This window comes from Dehalococcoidia bacterium, from assembly GCA_035528575.1.
GTDB lineage: Bacteria > Chloroflexota > Dehalococcoidia > E44-bin15 > E44-bin15 > DATKYK01.
Genome location: DATKYK010000041.1, coordinates 16,287 through 33,317 on the forward strand (window position 1 = coordinate 16,287; position 17,031 = coordinate 33,317).

The window sequence follows — 17,031 nt, forward strand, 5'->3', positions numbered from 1 at the left end:
TCGTTGAGGGTGCTCGTTGACAGTGCCACCAAAATAGACTTACGTTCTCTGTCATTATTATGAAAACAGAGCCCTTATATGTCCCGACGAACCCCACGCGCCTAGTCAGTGTAAACCTGCCACACTTCCATCCTCCGTTGTGTCTATGTTAATAGACATGATGGATTCTGACCCCGATATAGACTGAAGCGTCGGCCTCGGGGGAGGCAATACAATATTTTCCCACCATCCCTGAGAGGTAGTAATGGGGGACAACCTGCCTGGATCATCCGGTCAAGCCGGATGATGACCTCGAACAACTGCCGGATGATGACAGCAGAACTCCGCCAGCAGGGAACACCCCCATACCCCCGCCCGGGTATAGGCTGAAGCGTCAGCCTCGGGGTCGGGGCACCTCTTTTTCAGCAGTGTCTTAATTATCGATGACCTTAAAATAGGTCCAAGAAGTTCGAAGAGCGTTTGCAAAAGCAAGCTGCAGTATGATATATTTAATCGGCAGATCTGGAAGGAGGTTAGAATTGAGCGATAATCTGAAGGGGAAAAATGCCCTGGTAACCGGAGCCGCGGGTGGTATCGGGCATGAGGTATGCCTGGCCCTGGCCAGGGAAGGGGCTAATATAGTGGCAAACGATATCGGCGCGTCGAGGGACGGCAGCGGTACTGAAGTGGGGCCGGTAGACCAGATAGTTGAGGAGATAAAAAAACTGGGCTGCGATTCGATAGCCAACCACGATTCGGTGGTCGACTTCAATGCAGCACAACGGATAATACAGAGCTGTGTAGACAAATTCGGACGTATCGATATACTGGTCAACTGTCACGGCAACCTCAGAGATCGTATGATCTGGAACATGACTGAGGATGAGTGGGACTCCGTAATGATCGTACATCTAAAAGGTACTTTCAATACCTGTCGCCATGCCTGCGTGTTGATGCGGGAGCAGAAATATGGCCGTATTATCAACGTCACGTCAGATGCATGGCGCGGCACCATGGGACATGTCAACTACGGTGCGGTTAAGGGCGGCATAGTGAGTCTCACCCGCTCTATAGCGCGCGAGATGGGGCGCTACGGGGTAACCGCTAATTGCTTCGCCCCCATCGCCGCTACCAGGATGACGCTGAACGATGAAGTCATACAGGGCACATGGAAGAGGGTTGAGGCCGGGGTTATGAGCAAAGAGCAGGCAGAGCAGGTCTTGAACATGCCCGGGCCTGAGCACATACCACCGATCATAGTCTACCTGGCTACCGACCAGGCCGCCAATATCAATGGACAGGTATTCCATGCCGAGGCAGGTAGAGTGGGCATATACAGTGAACCGGTAGAGATAAGGGCCATATACAAGCCGGAGGGCATATTCACCACGGATGAGCTTATTAGTGTGGTGCCCAAGACCCTGCTAACCGGCTACATCAATCCCGCTCCCCCCCAACCGGAGAGGGAAAAAAAGTCTGCCTAGCTGAGCCGTTATAGATAGCGGCAGACAAGCGTAACTTATGAAAATCGGGATAGTTTCCTACGGAGCATATATTCCCATATACCGCCTGAAGCGGGACGAGATTGCCCGCGCCTGGGACCGCGGCTCTATGGGAGGAGAAAGGGCCGTAGCTAACTATGATGAAGATAGTGCTACCATGGCAGTGGAAGCCATAATCGACTGCCTGAAGGACAGCGATCGGCAGAGTATCGATGGCCTGTATTTTGCCTCCACAACACCGCCCTACCGTGAAAAGCAATCGGCAAGCCTTATTGCCCTCGCCGCCGACCTGCGCCGCCAAATCTTCACCGCTGACTTTACCGACTCACTTAGAGCAGGGACGATCGCCCTTCAGGCTGCGCTCGATGCGGTAAAGGGCGGATCTGGAAAGAGGGTCATGCTCGCCGCCGCCGATTGCCGCCTTGGCCAGCCCCAATCGGACTACGAGCAGAACTTTGGCGATGGTGCCGCTGCCCTTTTAGTAGGTGATGAGGGTGTTGCCTGCGAGATCGAGGGCAGCTACTCCCACGCCGACGAATTCCTGGATATATGGAGGACGGATACCGATACCTTCACCAGAAACTGGGAAGACAGGTTTATCCTTGCCGAAGGCTATGTGCGGAATACCAGAGAGGCCATCTCGGGTATAATGGAGAAATACAGCCTGAAGCCGCATGATATCACCAGGGCGGTCTTCTATGCCCCCGACCCCAGGAGACACTCCGAGATGGCAAGAGCACTGGGTTTTGACCCCAAGACCCAGGTACAGGACCCCATGTTTGCCACGGTAGGCAATACCGGCGCTGCCTTTGCCTTAATGATGCTCATCGCTGCGTTGGAGGAGGCCAGGGCGGGGGATAGAATCCTGTTTGCCAACTATGGCGACGGCGGTGACGCCTTTATCATGCGGGTAACCGAGGAAATCGAGAGGGTGAGGGAGAGGCGCGGGATCAGGAGCCACCTGGCATCGCGGATGACCCTTCTCAACTATGAGAAATACCTGCGCTTCCGCCGGCTTATCCCCATCGAGGCCCAGGCCCGGGAGCAGGCCAATGCCTTTCCTCCGGTGGCGTGGCGGGAACGGGAGCAACTGATCAGCTTCCACGGCTCCAGGTGCAAGCGTTGCGGCCGCACCTTCCACCCGATGCAGCGGGTGTGTATCTATTGCGGGGCCAAGGATGAGTATGAGGGAGTCCGGCTCTCTGACAGACAGGGCACGCTATATACCTACACCGTGGATAACCTGGCGCTCAGTGGCGACCCCCCAACAATCGTGAGCAAGGTACACCTGGCGGATGGGGACGGTGAAAGAGAAGAGAACGGAAAGGTGGGGGTGTATTGCCTGATGACCGACCGTGACCCCCAAAAGGTTGAGCCGGATATGCCGGTGGAGATGACCTTCCGCAAGATGCACGATTCCGGTGGTATGCATACCTATTACTGGAAATGCCGGCCGCCGAGAGAGCCCTAAGGGTCTAAAAAAGAGAATGGATACCATCAAGGACAAGGTTGCCATCGTCGGCATGGGGTGCTGCAAGTTCGGCGAGAACTGGGATAAGAGCGCCGACGATATGATTATCGACGCGGTCTATGAAGCGTATGAGGATGCCGGCATGGGGCGCGAGGATATACAGGCTGCCTGGGTAGGGACAGCCTTCTCCGGTATCGGCGGGATCAGCATTGCTGGGCCGCTTAAGCTCGACCGCATCCCCATCACCCGGGTGGAAAACTTCTGCGCCACCGGGATGGAGACCATTAGAAATGCCTCCTTTGCCATAGCCTGTGGGGCTTATGATATTGTGCTCTGCGTGGGTTTTGAGAAGCTGAAGGATACCGGCCTCGCCGGGCTTCCCGCTGGCTACACCCACCCCGTCCTGGGGATTAATGTTACCGCACCGGGAAGGTGGGCAATGGGCGCCACCCGGTATTTCCAGGCCTACGACATCGACCCGCAGGAGGGCAGGAAAACCCTGGCCCGGATCTCGGTGAAAAGTCACTATAATGGGGCGCGCCACCCCAAAGCGCACCTTCGCAGGGAGGTAACTATAGAGCAGGTGCTCAGCGCACCGATCATCGCCTGGCCGCTGGGTCTATTCGATTGTTGTGGCAACACCGATGGCGCTGCCGCCGCCATCCTCACCAGGGCGGACATGGCCAAAAGCTTCCGCGATGACTATGTATTAGTCAAGGGAATCGGGCTTGCCATTGGCCCTGGCCTGGGGAAGGAGGATGCCAGTTATGACTACATCCACCTTCCTGAAACAGAGGCCGCAGCGAAGCAGGCATATGAGCAGGCAGGTATCACCAACCCCCGTAAGGAGCTCGATATCCTGGAGCTACATGATTGCTTCACCATAAGCGAGCTGATGACCCTTGAGGCCATCGGTATATGCCCCCAGGGGAAGGCTAAAGAGGACATAGACGCCGGAACCTTTACCCTAACCGGGGAACTGCCGGTTAATGCCGACGGTGGCCTGAAGTCCTTCGGACACCCTGTGGCTGCCAGTGGACTGAGGGAGTGCTACGAGGTATATAAGCAGATTCAGGGCAAGGCACAGCTACCGGAACGCCAGTTGAAGGATGTCAGGCTGGGGCTGTCTCATAATCAGGGTGGCCACCCAGGGTGCCTGCTGCCCATTATCACCATCCTGGGACGGGCAGGATAAGTAACCATGTCCAAAGAAGCCCTGAAAGGCGTGAAGGTGCTGGAGCTATGCCAGCTGGTAGCCGGGCCTTACTGCACCAAGCTACTGGCTGACCTGGGCGCCGAGGTGGTGAAGATAGAGGAGCCGGGAGGCGGCGATGCGGCCAGGAGTTTACCCCCCTTCCTCCATGATATACCCGATGCGGAGGGAAGCGGGCTCTTCCTCTATTTAAACACCAATAAATTTGGGGTCACCCTAAATGTGGCCACAGCAACCGGAAAGGACATTTTTCTGGAACTGGTGAAGCAAGCCGACATCCTGGTTGAGGATAACCCGCCCCAATGGATGACAGAGCGGGGGCTGGACTACCAAAGCCTCAAGGAGATTAACCCCCGGCTTATAATGACCTCCATTACCCCTTTCGGGCAAAGCGGTCCCTACCGCGATTACAAGGCCTATCCGCTCAATGTCTTTCAATTTGGTGGCGAGGGCTATCTTACCCCCGGTGGTGTGGAGAACACTAGCCGCCCCCCGCTCAAGGTTGGGAGGTTCCTGGCAGAATACGATAGCGGGCTAAGCGCCGCCATCGCCATCCTTGCCGCCCTCTACTGGAGGGGGAAATCGGGTAGCGGGCAGCGGATCGACATATCCAAACAGGAATCACTTATGGCGCTCAACCGGATGGATATGGTCAGGTCGGCCAATGAGGGAGAGGTCATCACCAGGGCGAAGCAGGGGGTTCCCTATGGTGGTGTCCTGCCGTGCCGGGACGGCTACACCGTGTTCATAACCTGGGAATCGGTGCAGTGGGACCGGCTGGTAGCGTTTATGGGAGACCCGGAGTGGGCTAGCTATGATAAGTTCAGGGACTACGCCGGTCGCTATCAACACGGCGAGCTGCTGAACGCCCTGCTAACGGAATGGCTGGTAAATCACCCTAAAGAGGAGCTTTATCACGAAGGACAGGCCGCGGGAGTCCCCTTTGCCATGGTCTATACATCAAAGGATCTGGTTGATTCAGAGCACCTGAAGGCAAGGGGTTTCTTCGTGGAGATAGACCACCCCAGGACGGGTAAGGTCAAATATCCATCAGCACCCTATAAGTTCTCGGAGACACCGTGGCAGGCCAAGAGGCCGGCACCGCTTCTTGGCGAGCACAACGAGGAGGTCTTTGTTCGGTGGCTGGGACATCCCCGTGAGGAGCTGGCCAAGCTCGGCTCGGCAGGGGTGGTCTGACCGAAGATAAAGGCATATGGATATTCTTAGTGGAGTGCGAATACTCGATTTTACCCGGTATGCCGCCGGACCCCAGATAACGTTGCTACTGGCATTCATGGGGGCTGAGGTTATCAAGGTGGAGAGCCGGGTGGATATGGACCACTTTCGAAGACAGGAGGCGGCGGTGGTATTTGGCTCGGAAAGGGCAGCCGCCGATTGTTTCAACAGCCTTAATGCCAATAAGCTGGGAACAACCATCAACCTGAAGACCATAGAAGGGATCGAGCTGGCCAAGAGACTGGTCCGGATAAGCGATGTGGTGGTGGACAACTTCAGGGCTGGCATCATGGACAGGCTGGGATTGGGCTACGGTGTCATCAGGGGGATCAAGCCGGATATAATAATGCTTTCGGCGTCGAGCCATGGCTCCACCGGCCCGGAAAGCGGGTACATCGCCTATGCCGTGACCATGGGAGCGCTCAGCGGGCTTTCGCAGGTAACCGGCTATGCAGAAGGCCCACCGGTAATCATGAGGAGCAGCGCGGACCTGAGACCGGGGACCAGCGCCGCCTTTGCCATCCTAGCTGCCCTGAACTACCGCCAGGAGACCGGCGAGGGGCAATTCATCGACTTCTCCGCCAGGGAGGCCCTCACATGTGGAATCGGGGAGACCATCATGGACTATACCATGAACGGCAGGGTTCACTCTCGAAGTGGTAATCGCGATGATATTATGGCTCCCCATAATTGTTACCGCTGCCGGGGCGATGATAAGTGGGTGAGCATTGCCATCTCTCGTGACGATGAGTGGGAAGCCCTCTGCCATGCCCTGGGTAATCCGCCGTGGGCGGGAGATGAAAGGTTCACTGACCAATTTAGCCGATGGCAGCACCATGAGGAACTGGATGAGCTCATCGAAGCGTGGACCATAAACCATACCCATTACGAGGTAATGGAGACGCTCCAGGGAGCGGGGGTAGCCGCAACACCCTCCTCCAGCAATGAGGAGCTTTTCAATGATCCTCACTGCCGGGAGCGGGAATGCTTTACCCCGGTGCAACACCCTGAAGAAGGCGAGCTCTATGTACTGGCACCCCCCTGGAAATTCTCCGCCACGCCGGCAAGGGTCACCGCTCCGGCACCGCTGCTCGGGGAACACAACGGCTATGTCTTGGGAGAACTCCTGGGTATGCCTGAAGAGGAGATCACAAGGCTGATAGCGGAGGAGGTTCTTTACTAGATCAAGAGCTGCCATTCATTCCTGTTTCTAGTTAAAATGGGCTATATCCATCGGGATGAGAAAGAAGGGCTATGAAGTATCGTAATGTACTCCTCAAAATCGAAGGCGCGGTTGCCACCATTACCCTGAACCGCCCGGAGAAGCTAAATGCGATAAACGACGCGATGTTTCGGGAATTATTAGCTGCACTCGATGAAGTAAGGCAAGAAGGGGACTCCCTGGTGGTCGTTATCAAGGGGGCAGGGCGGTCGTTTAGCGCCGGGCAGGACCTGAGCGGGGTGGGCACCGATGAGGTAATGCCTCCTAACCCCCGGAGCAAGGCCTACCTCTATAATATGTTTGCCACCGACATGCAAAACCAGTGGAGGTGGCAAACCATCTTCGAGTTCCCCAAGATTACCGTCGCCCAGGTGCACGGATACTGCCTGGGTGGGGGACTCGACCTGGCAATGGCCTGCCGCGCCATCATCGCCACCGACAATGCTGTGTTGGGCGACCCCTCGGTAAGGATGGGGCTTGCTTCACCCAACCCCCTGTGGACATACCGCATCGGGCTTAAGAAATCCAAGGAGCTTCTCCTCACCGGGAAGTATATAGACGGCAAGGAGGCGGAGCGGATCGGTCTGGTAATGAAAGCGGTGCCCGCAGATAAACTGGAGGAGGAGATGAGCAGCGTCACCGAAGGCTTTACCAAGTCGGCGGGGATCGGCGGCTTCGATCAGCTAGCTGACTTCTGGTCTTTCAATATGGCGGCCCTCGACCTTGGCGGGCTGGCTGCGGCTCGGCGGCTCGCGGGTAATGCTTATGTCCTCAGCGCCATCCAGCGGCCGGAACGAAGCATCACCGACCGTGGCGAGTTTAACTTTTACGATGTCCGGGATAAGAAGGGGCTCAAGGCAGCCATCGAGGAGAGGGATGCCCCCTTCAAAGAATATTTCCCCCCACCCCAACCTAAAAAGAGGTGAACATAAAATGAGCGAGATTATTTACGAGAAGAAGGAAGGGATCGGTTGGATCACGCTAAACCGCCCTGAAGAGCTGAATGCTATGAACGATGCGATGCTGGCAGGGCTGGATGAGGCATTTGCCGCCGCTGAGCCAGACCTGGAGGTAAAGGTGGTAGTGGTAAAGGGCGCCGGCCAGGCCTTCAGTGTGGGGCAGGACCTTAGCGGGGTAGGAACCTTCGAGGTATTATCCGAGCCAGGTGAAAACCTCACCATCAAGAGGCGTATGGAGGCAGAGCGACGCCGCAACCGGAGGTGGGAGTACATATTCAATCTGGCCAAGCCGACCATCGCGCAGGTGCATGGCCATTGCCTCGGCACCGGCTGCTACCTGGCAATGGTATGTGATATCACCGTAGCCTCTGAGGATGCACTCTTCGGTGACCCCCTGCTCAGGATGGGCCTGCTTCCCCATATGCCCCTCTGGACCTGGCTCATCGGGATAAAGAAGGCCAAGGAGCTACTCTACACCGGAAGGTACATGGACGCCAACGAGGCGGAGCAGTTCGGGTTGATAAATAAGGCGGTCCCACGAGATGAGCTAGAGGATGAGGTCACGAGGCTGGCGAAAGGCATCAGCCTCCTACCAGGCGATGGCCTCGCTCCCGCTAAGGACGCTATCAACTCCGTTATGGAAGCCAGAGGTCTGGGGGAGGCATGGCGATTTACCAACAATATGCAACTGGTAATGCAGCAGCGCACTATGGAGCCTGGTGAGTTCAACTTCTTCAAGGTCAGGGACAAGAAAGGCCTCAAGGCAGCCCTCAAGGAGAGGGATGCCCTTTTTGAAAAGTTTTCATAAGAGGCGTAGCATGCCCACAGTAACTGGCCAGGAATTCAGGGCTCGATATTAAGAAATGTGAATGATTTCTGAGGAGGCACAATATGCCCACAGGATTTGGCTGGGAATTCAAGACTCAATATCAGAAGTGCTACTGGGAGAATGGTGAGTATCGAGAGAGGGAATACCGGGACAGCCTGTATGAGAAGCTTAGCGACCGCATCGCCCGGATAACCTTTAACCGTCCGGATAAGAGGAACGCCTTTAACGACCGGCAGTTTGAGGACTTCTCCGCAGCGCTACACCAGGCCAATGACGACCCCGATATCAGGGTGGTTATCCTGAGAGGAGCGGGTACCTGCTTTGGCGCCGGCCATGACCTTAGCTCCCCCGAAAAGGAGGAGTCCCCACCGGTTCATCCCGGCATAAATCCCACGCTGGTGGACTATTACGGGTTCGAGCGGCGGCGCTGCACCAAATTCGAGGATATAACCGATTACCCCAAGATCACGATTGCCCAGGTGCATGGCAAGTGCATCGGTGCCAGCCAGATAGTGGCCTCCTGCTGCGATCTCATAATCACTGCGGAGGATGCGCAGTTTGGCATCCGAGGCTTCGGCAGCCAGCTTCATGGGATTACCGATTGGCCGGTCTGGCCCCTGTGGTCCTATAAAGCCTATGCCGGCCGGACGATCACGGAGATGTCGGGGAAGGAGGCGGTGGCGCTGGGCTTCGCCAACAGGGCAGTCCCCATAGATAAGCTTGAGCAGGAAGCGATTAAGTGGGCCGAGGCGCTAAGCGAGTTGCCCAGCGAGGCCGTTGCCGTCACCAAGGAATGGATTAACGGGACGCTCGATATCACCGGGGTGGGTGGCACCCAGAGGGGTCACTTCCTCTCCCACCTCGCCCTGCAATATGTGCGTTTCAGGCCCGATGAGGTCAACCTCTATAAAGCAAAAAGGGACAAGGGGCTGAAGGGCTTCCTTGAAGACCGGGCGAAAACGGCTACACCCGAAGCAACAAAGTGAGGGATTAGTATGCCAAGCTGGCAGGAAGAATATCAGGGGAAGCTGACCTCAGCAGAAGAGGCAGCCGGGCTGGTTAAGTCGGGAGACCTTGTAGCCTTCACTGCCGGTCGTGAAGCCCACGCGGTGGGACTGGCGATCGCAGCCCGATTAGGGGATTTAACCGGTGTGAAGGTGCTGGCGCCCTCGCCCGGATATGACTTTGGCTGGTACGACCCCGGATGGGATGCGGCCTTCGAGATAACGATATCGTGGCCCACCGCTACCGCACAGGACATGCTCGACGAGCGCAGGTGCGACATCAACCTGCCGCTGATCATCCCCTTCGGCGCCGATAACGTGCCACCCAACGTGTTGCTCACCGAGGTGTCGATGCCCGACGAGCGCGGCTTCTGCAGTTTCGGCGCGTCGCTGTGGACCAAGCGCCAGGAGATAGAGGCCGTGAGGCAGCAGGGCGGGACAGTTATAGCCGAGGTGAACGACAGGCTAATCCGCACCTACGGTGATAACTACGTGCACGTCTCAGAAATAGACTATTTCGTTGAGCACCTGTCGCGCAAAGGGCAGCCGGGCACCGGCAGCCTTGGCGGGCGTGTGGTGAAGGAGCCCGAGCCCTACCTGAAGGACATCGTCACCAACGTTGCTTCGCTTATCAAGGACGGCGATTGCCTGCAGATAGGCGTCGGTCGCACCACCGAGCCGCTGATAAGGATGGGGCTGCTCGACGGCAAGCAGGACATCGGCTTCCACTCCGAGGCCACCCCCCCCGGCGTTATCTCGCTGGTACGCGAAGGTGTTATTAACGGCAAGCGCAAGACGCTGCTCCCTGAGCGGGTAGTGGTGACATCCATCGGCGGCGGCTCCAGGGAGGACATGCAATGGATCAATAACAACCCGCTGTTCTACCTGGTGGACCTGCTGTGGCTGGAGGACATACGGGTTATCTCCCAGAACGACAACATGGTGGCCATCAACAACGCGCTGGCCATCGACCTGACCGGCCAGATCACTGCCGAGAGCCTGGGGCCGCGGCTCATATCGGTGGCCGGTGGTCAGATACCCTTCGCTTTCGGCGCGCTGCTCTCCAAGGGCGGACGTTCGATAACGGTATTGCCCTCCACCGCTCGTGAAGGCACCGTATCCCGTATCATGCCGCACCTGCCGGAGGGCACAGCGATAACCCTGCAGCGCAACATCGCCGACCTGGTGGTGACCGAGTACGGCGTGGCAAAACTGCGGAACAAGACAATAAGGCAGCGCTGCGAGGAGCTCATCTCAATTGCCCACCCCGACTTTCGCGCCGGGCTGAAAAGGGAGGCCCATAGGCTTTACTGGCCGTAATCACGTGTTATTCCCCCGTTAAGCTAGATAGTAGAACACATCCGCGCCTAAAACCATAGGCTCTATTATAACTAGGAGCCGTAAAGGGAAGTCCCCGAGGCCGACAGGTCGGCCGACGCTTCGGCCTATATCGGGAGCGGGGGTCTCCCCGACTTGTCGGGGCAGATAAACACTCCAGGGCAGGTGAGTGGGAAAAGCTCAGTACGAGTTATTGACTCAGAAAATCACTATGTGCTATCCTTATCCAGGGCAGCGTAGCTCAGTGGTAGAGCAGGGGACTCATAAGCCTCAGGTCACTGGTTCGAATCCAGTCGCTGTCACCAATACATTTTATAATACCTCACAGAGACCAGGGGATTCCTGTCAAACAAGCTTTTAACGGCTTCCTATTACCCTGCAAGGTTGAAGGCAAATTATTAGAAATGATGTAGCAATGTACTCTCTTTCTCTGTTTTGGGGATAGCTCGAGGTCTTATAAGCCGCTATGGGAGTAAAAGTTAAAGTCTTAAAAGGCTACCCTTACTACCCGGGAGACACAGCATCAGGATATGGGGTTCACAATATACCCAGAGTATTTCCGTTTGAATTAGCTTTAACGAAGTGATTGGTATATAAAAAAGTGGGGTCACCCATTATCGGGTAGCCCGTAACTCCTGAGTAAATGCCCACCTGACTATATACCCCATTTCTGATCAATCCAAGTCTAATACTCTACTTGGATTGATTTTCGGCGGTCAGGTTGGATATAGGCTTCTAACGTAGCAAATCTTGTAACGCTAGATCAATACCAGGAAATCGAAAGGTGAAATCCATTTGTAATAGACGTTGCGGGACAGCTCTCTGGCTATAAAGCAATGCCGTCGCCATCTCTCCGAGGAACATACTCAGCAATGAAGAAGGAATGGGTATCGGTACTGGTCTGCCCAACTCCTTTCCCAAACGCTCGCAGAACATTGCATTGGTGACCGGATTTGGGGCAGATAGGTTGAATGATCCGTAGGCAGCCTCGTTTTCAATCAGAAAGCTAATTGCACCCACTTCATCAGCTATGTGAATCCACGGAAACCACTGAAGTCCACTTCCGAAACGCCTCGCATAGAAGTAACGAGGCAGTATCATGCGCCCTAGTGCGCCACCTGCCGAGCTAAGCACGACTCCAGTGCGGATAGCTAACCATCTCACTCCTAAATTCTGCAAACGGGATGTAGAGTGTTCCCACTCAATAGCGAATTGTGCCAAGAAATCATGTCCCGGCGGTGTTTCCTCTGTTACCTCTTCATCTCCACAATCACCATAGATGCCTATTCCTGAGGCTTGGACGACCACTCCGGGCTTATTAGGAACGGTTTCAATTGCTCGGACAACAGCCTGACCAGCATTCAGGCGGCTTTCGCGTATGCGGCGCTTGCGCTCAGGCGTCCAGCGACCAGCGGCAATGTTCTCACCAGATAGATTTACTATAGCTCCAGCTCCATCAACTAGAGAAGCCCAGCCATCGGCAGTATGAGCGTCCCAACGCTCGATTCGCACTTCATCAGGCAGGCCAATAGCTTTTTTAGGGTCACGGCTAAGCAGGGTAACATCATGACCCCTGCCGACTAACTCCATAGCCAGGGCCTTCCCAATAAGCCCGGTACCTCCTGTAATCAGTACACGCATAACGTCGATAGTCGGAAGGCGCTTATGGTATTAATTCTAGTAAAAAGATCGGGTGGCCGTTATCAGCGATCGAATAGAACGCTATCTTTGTCCCATCGGCACTGATCGATGGCATGCTATCGCTCACCGTATTAGATGTAAGCTGGGTTAGGCCGCTGCCATCGGAGTTTATTATGAATATTTCAGGGTCATCGTCGTCCACCAATGACAGGAACACTATCTTTGTCCCATCGGCACTGATCGATGGAAAGACAGCCTGACCTCCCGAAAACGTAAGCTGGGTTAGACCGCTGCCATCGGAGTTTACTATGAATATTTCAGAGTCCTCTATGGATATTTCATAGTCCACGAACTCTATTGACATGAACGCTATCTTCATCCCATCAGCACTGATCGATGGCGTCCAACCTTCTACCGGATTGGATGTAAGCTGGGTTAGGCCGCTGCCATCGGAGTTTACTATGAATATTTCAGAGTCATCGTCGTCCACGAATGATGTGAACGCTATCTTTGTCCCATCGGCACTGATCGAGGGCAAATCATCATCTATCGTATTGGACGTAAGCTGGGTTAGGCCGCTGCCATCGGAGTTTACAATGAAGATCTCCCCGTCGCCATCTACATATGAAACGAATGCTATCTTTATGCCATCGTCACTGAGCGATGGCATGCCATCGCTCACCGTATTAGATGTAAGCTGGGTTAGACCACTGCCATCGGAGTTTACTATGAATATTTCAAAGCGATGGTTATCCACCAATGACATGAACGCTATCTTTGTTCCATCAGCATTGATCGATGGATACCAATCCTCCACCGTATTGGATGTAAGCTGAGTTAGGCCGCCGCCATCGGAGTTTACTATGAATATTTCAGAGTCATCGTCTTTCACCCATGACATGAACGCTATCTTTGTCCCATCGGCACTGATCGAGGGCCATTCATCCTGACCTCCCGAAAACGTAAGCTGGGTGAGAGTCCATTCATACGTTGTAGGTGTTGACGTAGGTGTAGGTGATGGTTCTCCACCTCCCCCACATGCAATTCCTGACGTCAGCATGATGCCCAGGAGCAGTATTAAAGCAATTCTTGTTATTTTCAATGCATCTCTCCGTTCATTATATGAGCTGAGCATACGCCGGGGAGTTTCGCCTGTCAATGCTATGTGCCCAAAAGAGGGGCCACACATTATCGGGCGCCTCCCAATAATCAGCCTGGCTGGTTCTGTTCGGTTGACGTTGGTGAATATGAGAGGCGAGTTTCATTATAGCCAGTCAGTCTTTGAGGAGCCAGCAAATTGTGGTCCAAGTACAGTCTCCAACACGTCTCTTACAGCCTGATTATCACCAACATACAACACAATCAAATTGCTCGCTTTATAGAAGTGCGGTCGTGCTATCCAACTAATGAAACAAATTTGCCCATTGTTGTTGATTGGAGAACCAGTAGGTGAGATAAGTGCAGCTTCAGTATCAGCCGCAGCAGCATCCTCGTACTCGAAGACCTGAACATAGCTACCATTCACAGTTATGGCCTTGCCATCGACAGAAATGCAGGGCTGTTGTATCACTCCTCCAGTGTCAACAACAGTTGCTCCAGCTTCGCGAAGGTTGTCTATGAGGCTTATGTAGGCTGTAACTGTGGGTGTAGTTGTAGTTGTAGGTGTTGGAGTGGATGTCGATACCTCACCTCCATCGCAGGCAAGTCCTAAGACCAGCAATACTCCCAAGAGCAATACCACAGCTATTCTTGCCTGTTTCATTGCCTACCTCTTACACTTGTGGTAGCGATGATACTCCTGGGGTACTAGGTTGTCAATGCTGTGGGCAATAACAGAGAGGCCACCCATTCTCGGGTAGCCGCCAGGTTTCTGATATCATTTGTTTAGGTAATAATGGGTCCCCCAGGGAATGCTGTAATCGTCCCGACAAGGTATTGTGCCACCAGTTGCAGGTCTGCTGAGTCAAGTGTGCCGCTATCATTTACGTCAGCGGCGAGGAAATCATTGCCAGTTAGCGTTATTGTTCCCACTATATGCTGGGCTATTAGCTGAAAGTCTGCCGAGTCAATAATGCCATCACAATTAATATCACCTTCTAGCCTTCGTATATCACAATCAACCGTTACGCCTCTTGCTTCGAGTTGAGGGATGTAGGTACAAACTGAGGTGCAAGATAGTGGGTTGTCGTTTAAACCTACATAATCCCCTGACGAAATCCCTGGATTATCGACAAGAGGCGATATGTCACTTATCTGGTTATTTTGAAGCCAGAGAAAACCCAGGCTGATGAGTGAAGATAGCGATGATATGTCACTTACCTGGTTATCCCAAAGCTCCAGCCCTCTCAGGCTGGTGAGTGAAGAGAGGGTTGAGAGGTCGCTTATCAGGTTATCCCCAATACCCAGCCATATCAGGCTGGTGAGCAAAGAGAGGGGTGATATGTCGCTTATCTGGTTACTCCAAAGACACAAGTCTGTCAGGCTAGTGAGGCTTGATAGCACAGAGATGTCGCTTATCTGGTTTAAAGTGAGACGTAGGTTTGTCAGGTTGGTGAGTGATGAGAGCGGTGATATGTCGCTTATCTGGTTTTCCTCAAGGCCCAGCACTATCAGGCTGGTGAGGCCTGAGAGCGGTGATATGTCGCTTATCTGGTTACTCCAAAGAGTCAGCCCTATCAGGCTGGTGAGTGAAGAGAGGGGTGAGAGGTCGCTTACCTGGTTACTCCCAAGCTCCAGCCCTATCAGGCTGGTGAGTGAAGAGAGGGGTGAGAGGTCGCTTATCTGGTTATCGTCGAGAGAAAGCCCTTTCAAGCTGGTAAGTGAAGAGAGGGGTGATATATCGCTTATCTGGTTCCTAGGAAGCCACAGCCATATCAGGTCAGAGCAATACTCCAATCCCGTAAGGTCGGTTATGTCTCTATGCCGAGCATTAAGATAAGTAAGCCCTACCAAATCAGACTCGTAGATATTGCCAGTGGGCTTTGCTATGGCCTCCCTTATCGCCACCTCAAGATTGGGGTCAGGGAAATTGACCACATCATGAGCTATAGCCATTGGGGCAGGAAGTAGAAATATCAGCAATACTCCCAAGATTAATATACAAACAATCCTTGCCTGTTTCACTGCCTACCTCGTGCACTTGTGGTAGCGATGATACTCCTGGGGTGAAAGGCTGTCAATACTGTGGATAATAACAGAGAGAACACCCATTATCGGGTAGCCGCCAGGTTTCTGATATCACTTGTTCAAGGTTTCAACATTCCCCCAGGAAATGCTGGAATCGTGCCAACAAGGTATTGTGCCATCAACTGCAGGTCTACTGCGTCAATTGTGCCGCTGTCGTTGACGTCAGCTGCAAGGAAATCATCGCCAGTTAGCGTTATTGTTCCCACTATATGCTGTGCTATTAGCTGAAGGTCTGCCGAATCAATCCTACCATCGCAATTAACATCACCTTCCAATCTCTGCAAGTGCCAGTCATGATAAACTATTACACCTCTTACTTTGAGTTGTGGAATATAGGTATAAAATGAGGTACAAGATAGTGGATTGTCACTTAAATTTACTTTATCCCCTGAACCGATTCCAGGATTGTCGACCAGAGGCTCTATGTCGCTTATCTGGTTGTGCCCGAGATTGAGGTATGTCAGGTTGGTGAGGCTTGATAGCGTAGAGATGTCGCTTATCTGGTTCTCCGAAAGAACCAGCTCTGGCAGGCTGGTGAGGGTTGATAGCGGTGATATGTCGCTTATCTGGTTGTGATCTAGGTAGAGGTGCGTCAGGCTGGTTAGTGATGAGAGGGGTGATATGTCGCTTATCTGGTTACCCCCAAGGCCCAGCGATGTTAGGCTGGTGAGTGATGAAAGGGGTGAGATGTCGCTTATCTGGTTAAAAGGTAGAGACAATGTTGTCAGACTAATGAGTGAAGAGAGGGGTGATATATCACTTATCTGGTTAGACAAAAGCCACAGTGTTGTCAGACTAATGAGTGAAGAGAGGGGTGATATGTCGCTTATCTGGTTCAAAGCAAGGTCCAGCTCTATCAGGCTGGTTAGTGAAGAGAGCGGTGATATGTCGCTTATCTGGTTACAAAAAAGATCCAGGTATGTCACGCTGGTGAGTGATGAGAGGGGTGATATATCGCTTAACTGGTTATCGTGAAGATCCAGCCGTGTCAGGCTGGTGAGTGATGAGAGGGGTGATATGTCGCTTATATAGTTCCACCAAAGATACAGCTCTGTCAGGCTGGTTAGTGAAGAGAGCGGTGATATGTCGCTTATCTGGTTATCCCAAAGCTCCAGCACTATCAGGCTGGTGCAGTGCTCCAATCCAGTAAGGTCGGTTATGTATCTTTCGGAAGCATTAAGATTTGTGAGCCCTACCAAGTCAGACTCGTAGATATTGCCAGTGGGCTTTGCTATGGCCTCCCTTATCGCCGCCTCAAGATTGGGGTCGGGGAAATTGACCACATGATGAGCTGTAGCCATTGGGGCAGGAAGCAGAAATATCAGCAATACTCCCAAGAGTAATACCACTGCTATTCTTGCCTGTTTCACTGCCTACCTCTTGCCCTCTGGAGAGACACTCATATCAAGGGTAACACAAGATGCGCCATTTGTCTGTCGGGAAAACCTGTA

At 53.6% G+C, this 17,031-nt stretch carries 14 protein-coding genes and 1 tRNA gene; 10 read left to right on the top strand and 5 right to left on the bottom strand.

All coding sequences use genetic code 11. From position 1 onward, the window contains the following. Positions 1 to 518: 518 nt before the first annotated feature. The 10 genes from VMX96_10260 to VMX96_10305 all read left to right on the top strand — a co-directional run bounded on the left by VMX96_10260 (position 519) and on the right by VMX96_10305 (position 11,058). Complete coding sequence (locus VMX96_10260; protein HUU64281.1) at positions 519 to 1,463, top strand: SDR family NAD(P)-dependent oxidoreductase; 945 nt, start codon at positions 519 to 521, stop codon at positions 1,461 to 1,463. 37 nt (positions 1,464 to 1,500) lie between these two features. Beyond that, a complete protein-coding gene (locus VMX96_10265; protein HUU64282.1) occupies positions 1,501 to 2,952 on the top strand; it encodes a hydroxymethylglutaryl-CoA synthase in 1,452 nt (483 codons plus the stop codon). A gap of 16 nt (positions 2,953 to 2,968) precedes the next feature. Further along, on the top strand, positions 2,969 to 4,147 hold the full coding sequence (locus VMX96_10270; protein ID HUU64283.1) for an acetyl-CoA acetyltransferase: 1,179 nt from the start codon (positions 2,969 to 2,971) through the stop codon (positions 4,145 to 4,147). A 6-nt stretch (positions 4,148 to 4,153) separates the two neighbouring features. Beyond that, complete coding sequence (locus VMX96_10275; GenBank protein ID HUU64284.1) at positions 4,154 to 5,362, top strand: CoA transferase; 1,209 nt, start codon at positions 4,154 to 4,156, stop codon at positions 5,360 to 5,362. A 16-nt stretch (positions 5,363 to 5,378) separates the two neighbouring features. Next, on the top strand, positions 5,379 to 6,584 hold the full coding sequence (locus tag VMX96_10280; protein ID HUU64285.1) for a CoA transferase: 1,206 nt from the start codon (positions 5,379 to 5,381) through the stop codon (positions 6,582 to 6,584). A 71-nt stretch (positions 6,585 to 6,655) separates the two neighbouring features. Next, complete coding sequence (locus tag VMX96_10285) at positions 6,656 to 7,549, top strand: enoyl-CoA hydratase/isomerase family protein (GenBank protein HUU64286.1); 894 nt, start codon at positions 6,656 to 6,658, stop codon at positions 7,547 to 7,549. A gap of 7 nt (positions 7,550 to 7,556) precedes the next feature. Continuing rightward, positions 7,557 to 8,390, top strand: a complete 834-nt coding sequence (locus VMX96_10290; protein ID HUU64287.1) for an enoyl-CoA hydratase-related protein — start codon at positions 7,557 to 7,559, stop codon at positions 8,388 to 8,390. An 83-nt stretch (positions 8,391 to 8,473) separates the two neighbouring features. Next, complete coding sequence (locus VMX96_10295) at positions 8,474 to 9,397, top strand: enoyl-CoA hydratase-related protein (protein HUU64288.1); 924 nt, start codon at positions 8,474 to 8,476, stop codon at positions 9,395 to 9,397. Positions 9,398 to 9,406: 9 nt separating this feature from the next. After that, positions 9,407 to 10,735 (top strand): acetyl-CoA hydrolase/transferase C-terminal domain-containing protein, encoded by a 1,329-nt coding sequence (locus VMX96_10300; GenBank protein HUU64289.1) that lies wholly within the window; start codon positions 9,407 to 9,409, stop codon positions 10,733 to 10,735. A gap of 248 nt (positions 10,736 to 10,983) precedes the next feature. Further along, a tRNA-Met gene (locus VMX96_10305) sits at positions 10,984 to 11,058 on the top strand. Between the two features lie 430 nt (positions 11,059 to 11,488). Here the strand turns inward: VMX96_10305 and VMX96_10310 are convergent. The 5 genes from VMX96_10310 to VMX96_10330 all read right to left on the bottom strand — a co-directional run bounded on the left by VMX96_10310 (position 11,489) and on the right by VMX96_10330 (position 16,950). After that, a complete protein-coding gene (locus tag VMX96_10310; GenBank protein HUU64290.1) occupies positions 11,489 to 12,394 on the bottom strand; it encodes a TIGR01777 family oxidoreductase in 906 nt (301 codons plus the stop codon). A gap of 22 nt (positions 12,395 to 12,416) precedes the next feature. After that, a complete protein-coding gene (locus VMX96_10315; protein ID HUU64291.1) occupies positions 12,417 to 13,496 on the bottom strand; it encodes a hypothetical protein in 1,080 nt (359 codons plus the stop codon). A 162-nt stretch (positions 13,497 to 13,658) separates the two neighbouring features. After that, positions 13,659 to 14,156 carry a hypothetical protein gene (locus VMX96_10320; GenBank protein ID HUU64292.1) on the bottom strand — a complete coding sequence of 166 codons (498 nt, stop codon included), beginning with the start codon at positions 14,154 to 14,156 and terminating at the stop codon, positions 13,659 to 13,661. Positions 14,157 to 14,278: 122 nt separating this feature from the next. Continuing rightward, positions 14,279 to 15,517 (bottom strand): leucine-rich repeat domain-containing protein, encoded by a 1,239-nt coding sequence (locus VMX96_10325; GenBank protein ID HUU64293.1) that lies wholly within the window; start codon positions 15,515 to 15,517, stop codon positions 14,279 to 14,281. Between the two features lie 122 nt (positions 15,518 to 15,639). Next, positions 15,640 to 16,950, bottom strand: a complete 1,311-nt coding sequence (locus VMX96_10330) for a leucine-rich repeat domain-containing protein (protein ID HUU64294.1) — start codon at positions 16,948 to 16,950, stop codon at positions 15,640 to 15,642. Positions 16,951 to 17,031: the final 81 nt, after the last annotated feature.

Coding starts and splice junctions, on each gene's coding strand:
- VMX96_10285 (HUU64286.1), top strand. CDS start 6,656: ATGAAGTATCGTAATGTACTCCTCAAAATCGAAGGCGCGGTTGCCACC.
- VMX96_10265 (HUU64282.1), top strand. CDS start 1,501: ATGAAAATCGGGATAGTTTCCTACGGAGCATATATTCCCATATACCGC.
- VMX96_10300 (HUU64289.1), top strand. CDS start 9,407: ATGCCAAGCTGGCAGGAAGAATATCAGGGGAAGCTGACCTCAGCAGAA.
- VMX96_10270 (HUU64283.1), top strand. CDS start 2,969: ATGGATACCATCAAGGACAAGGTTGCCATCGTCGGCATGGGGTGCTGC.
- VMX96_10275 (HUU64284.1), top strand. CDS start 4,154: ATGTCCAAAGAAGCCCTGAAAGGCGTGAAGGTGCTGGAGCTATGCCAG.
- VMX96_10280 (HUU64285.1), top strand. CDS start 5,379: ATGGATATTCTTAGTGGAGTGCGAATACTCGATTTTACCCGGTATGCC.
- VMX96_10320 (HUU64292.1), bottom strand. CDS start 14,156: ATGAAACAGGCAAGAATAGCTGTGGTATTGCTCTTGGGAGTATTGCTG.
- VMX96_10290 (HUU64287.1), top strand. CDS start 7,557: ATGAGCGAGATTATTTACGAGAAGAAGGAAGGGATCGGTTGGATCACG.
- VMX96_10295 (HUU64288.1), top strand. CDS start 8,474: ATGCCCACAGGATTTGGCTGGGAATTCAAGACTCAATATCAGAAGTGC.
- VMX96_10310 (HUU64290.1), bottom strand. CDS start 12,394: ATGCGTGTACTGATTACAGGAGGTACCGGGCTTATTGGGAAGGCCCTG.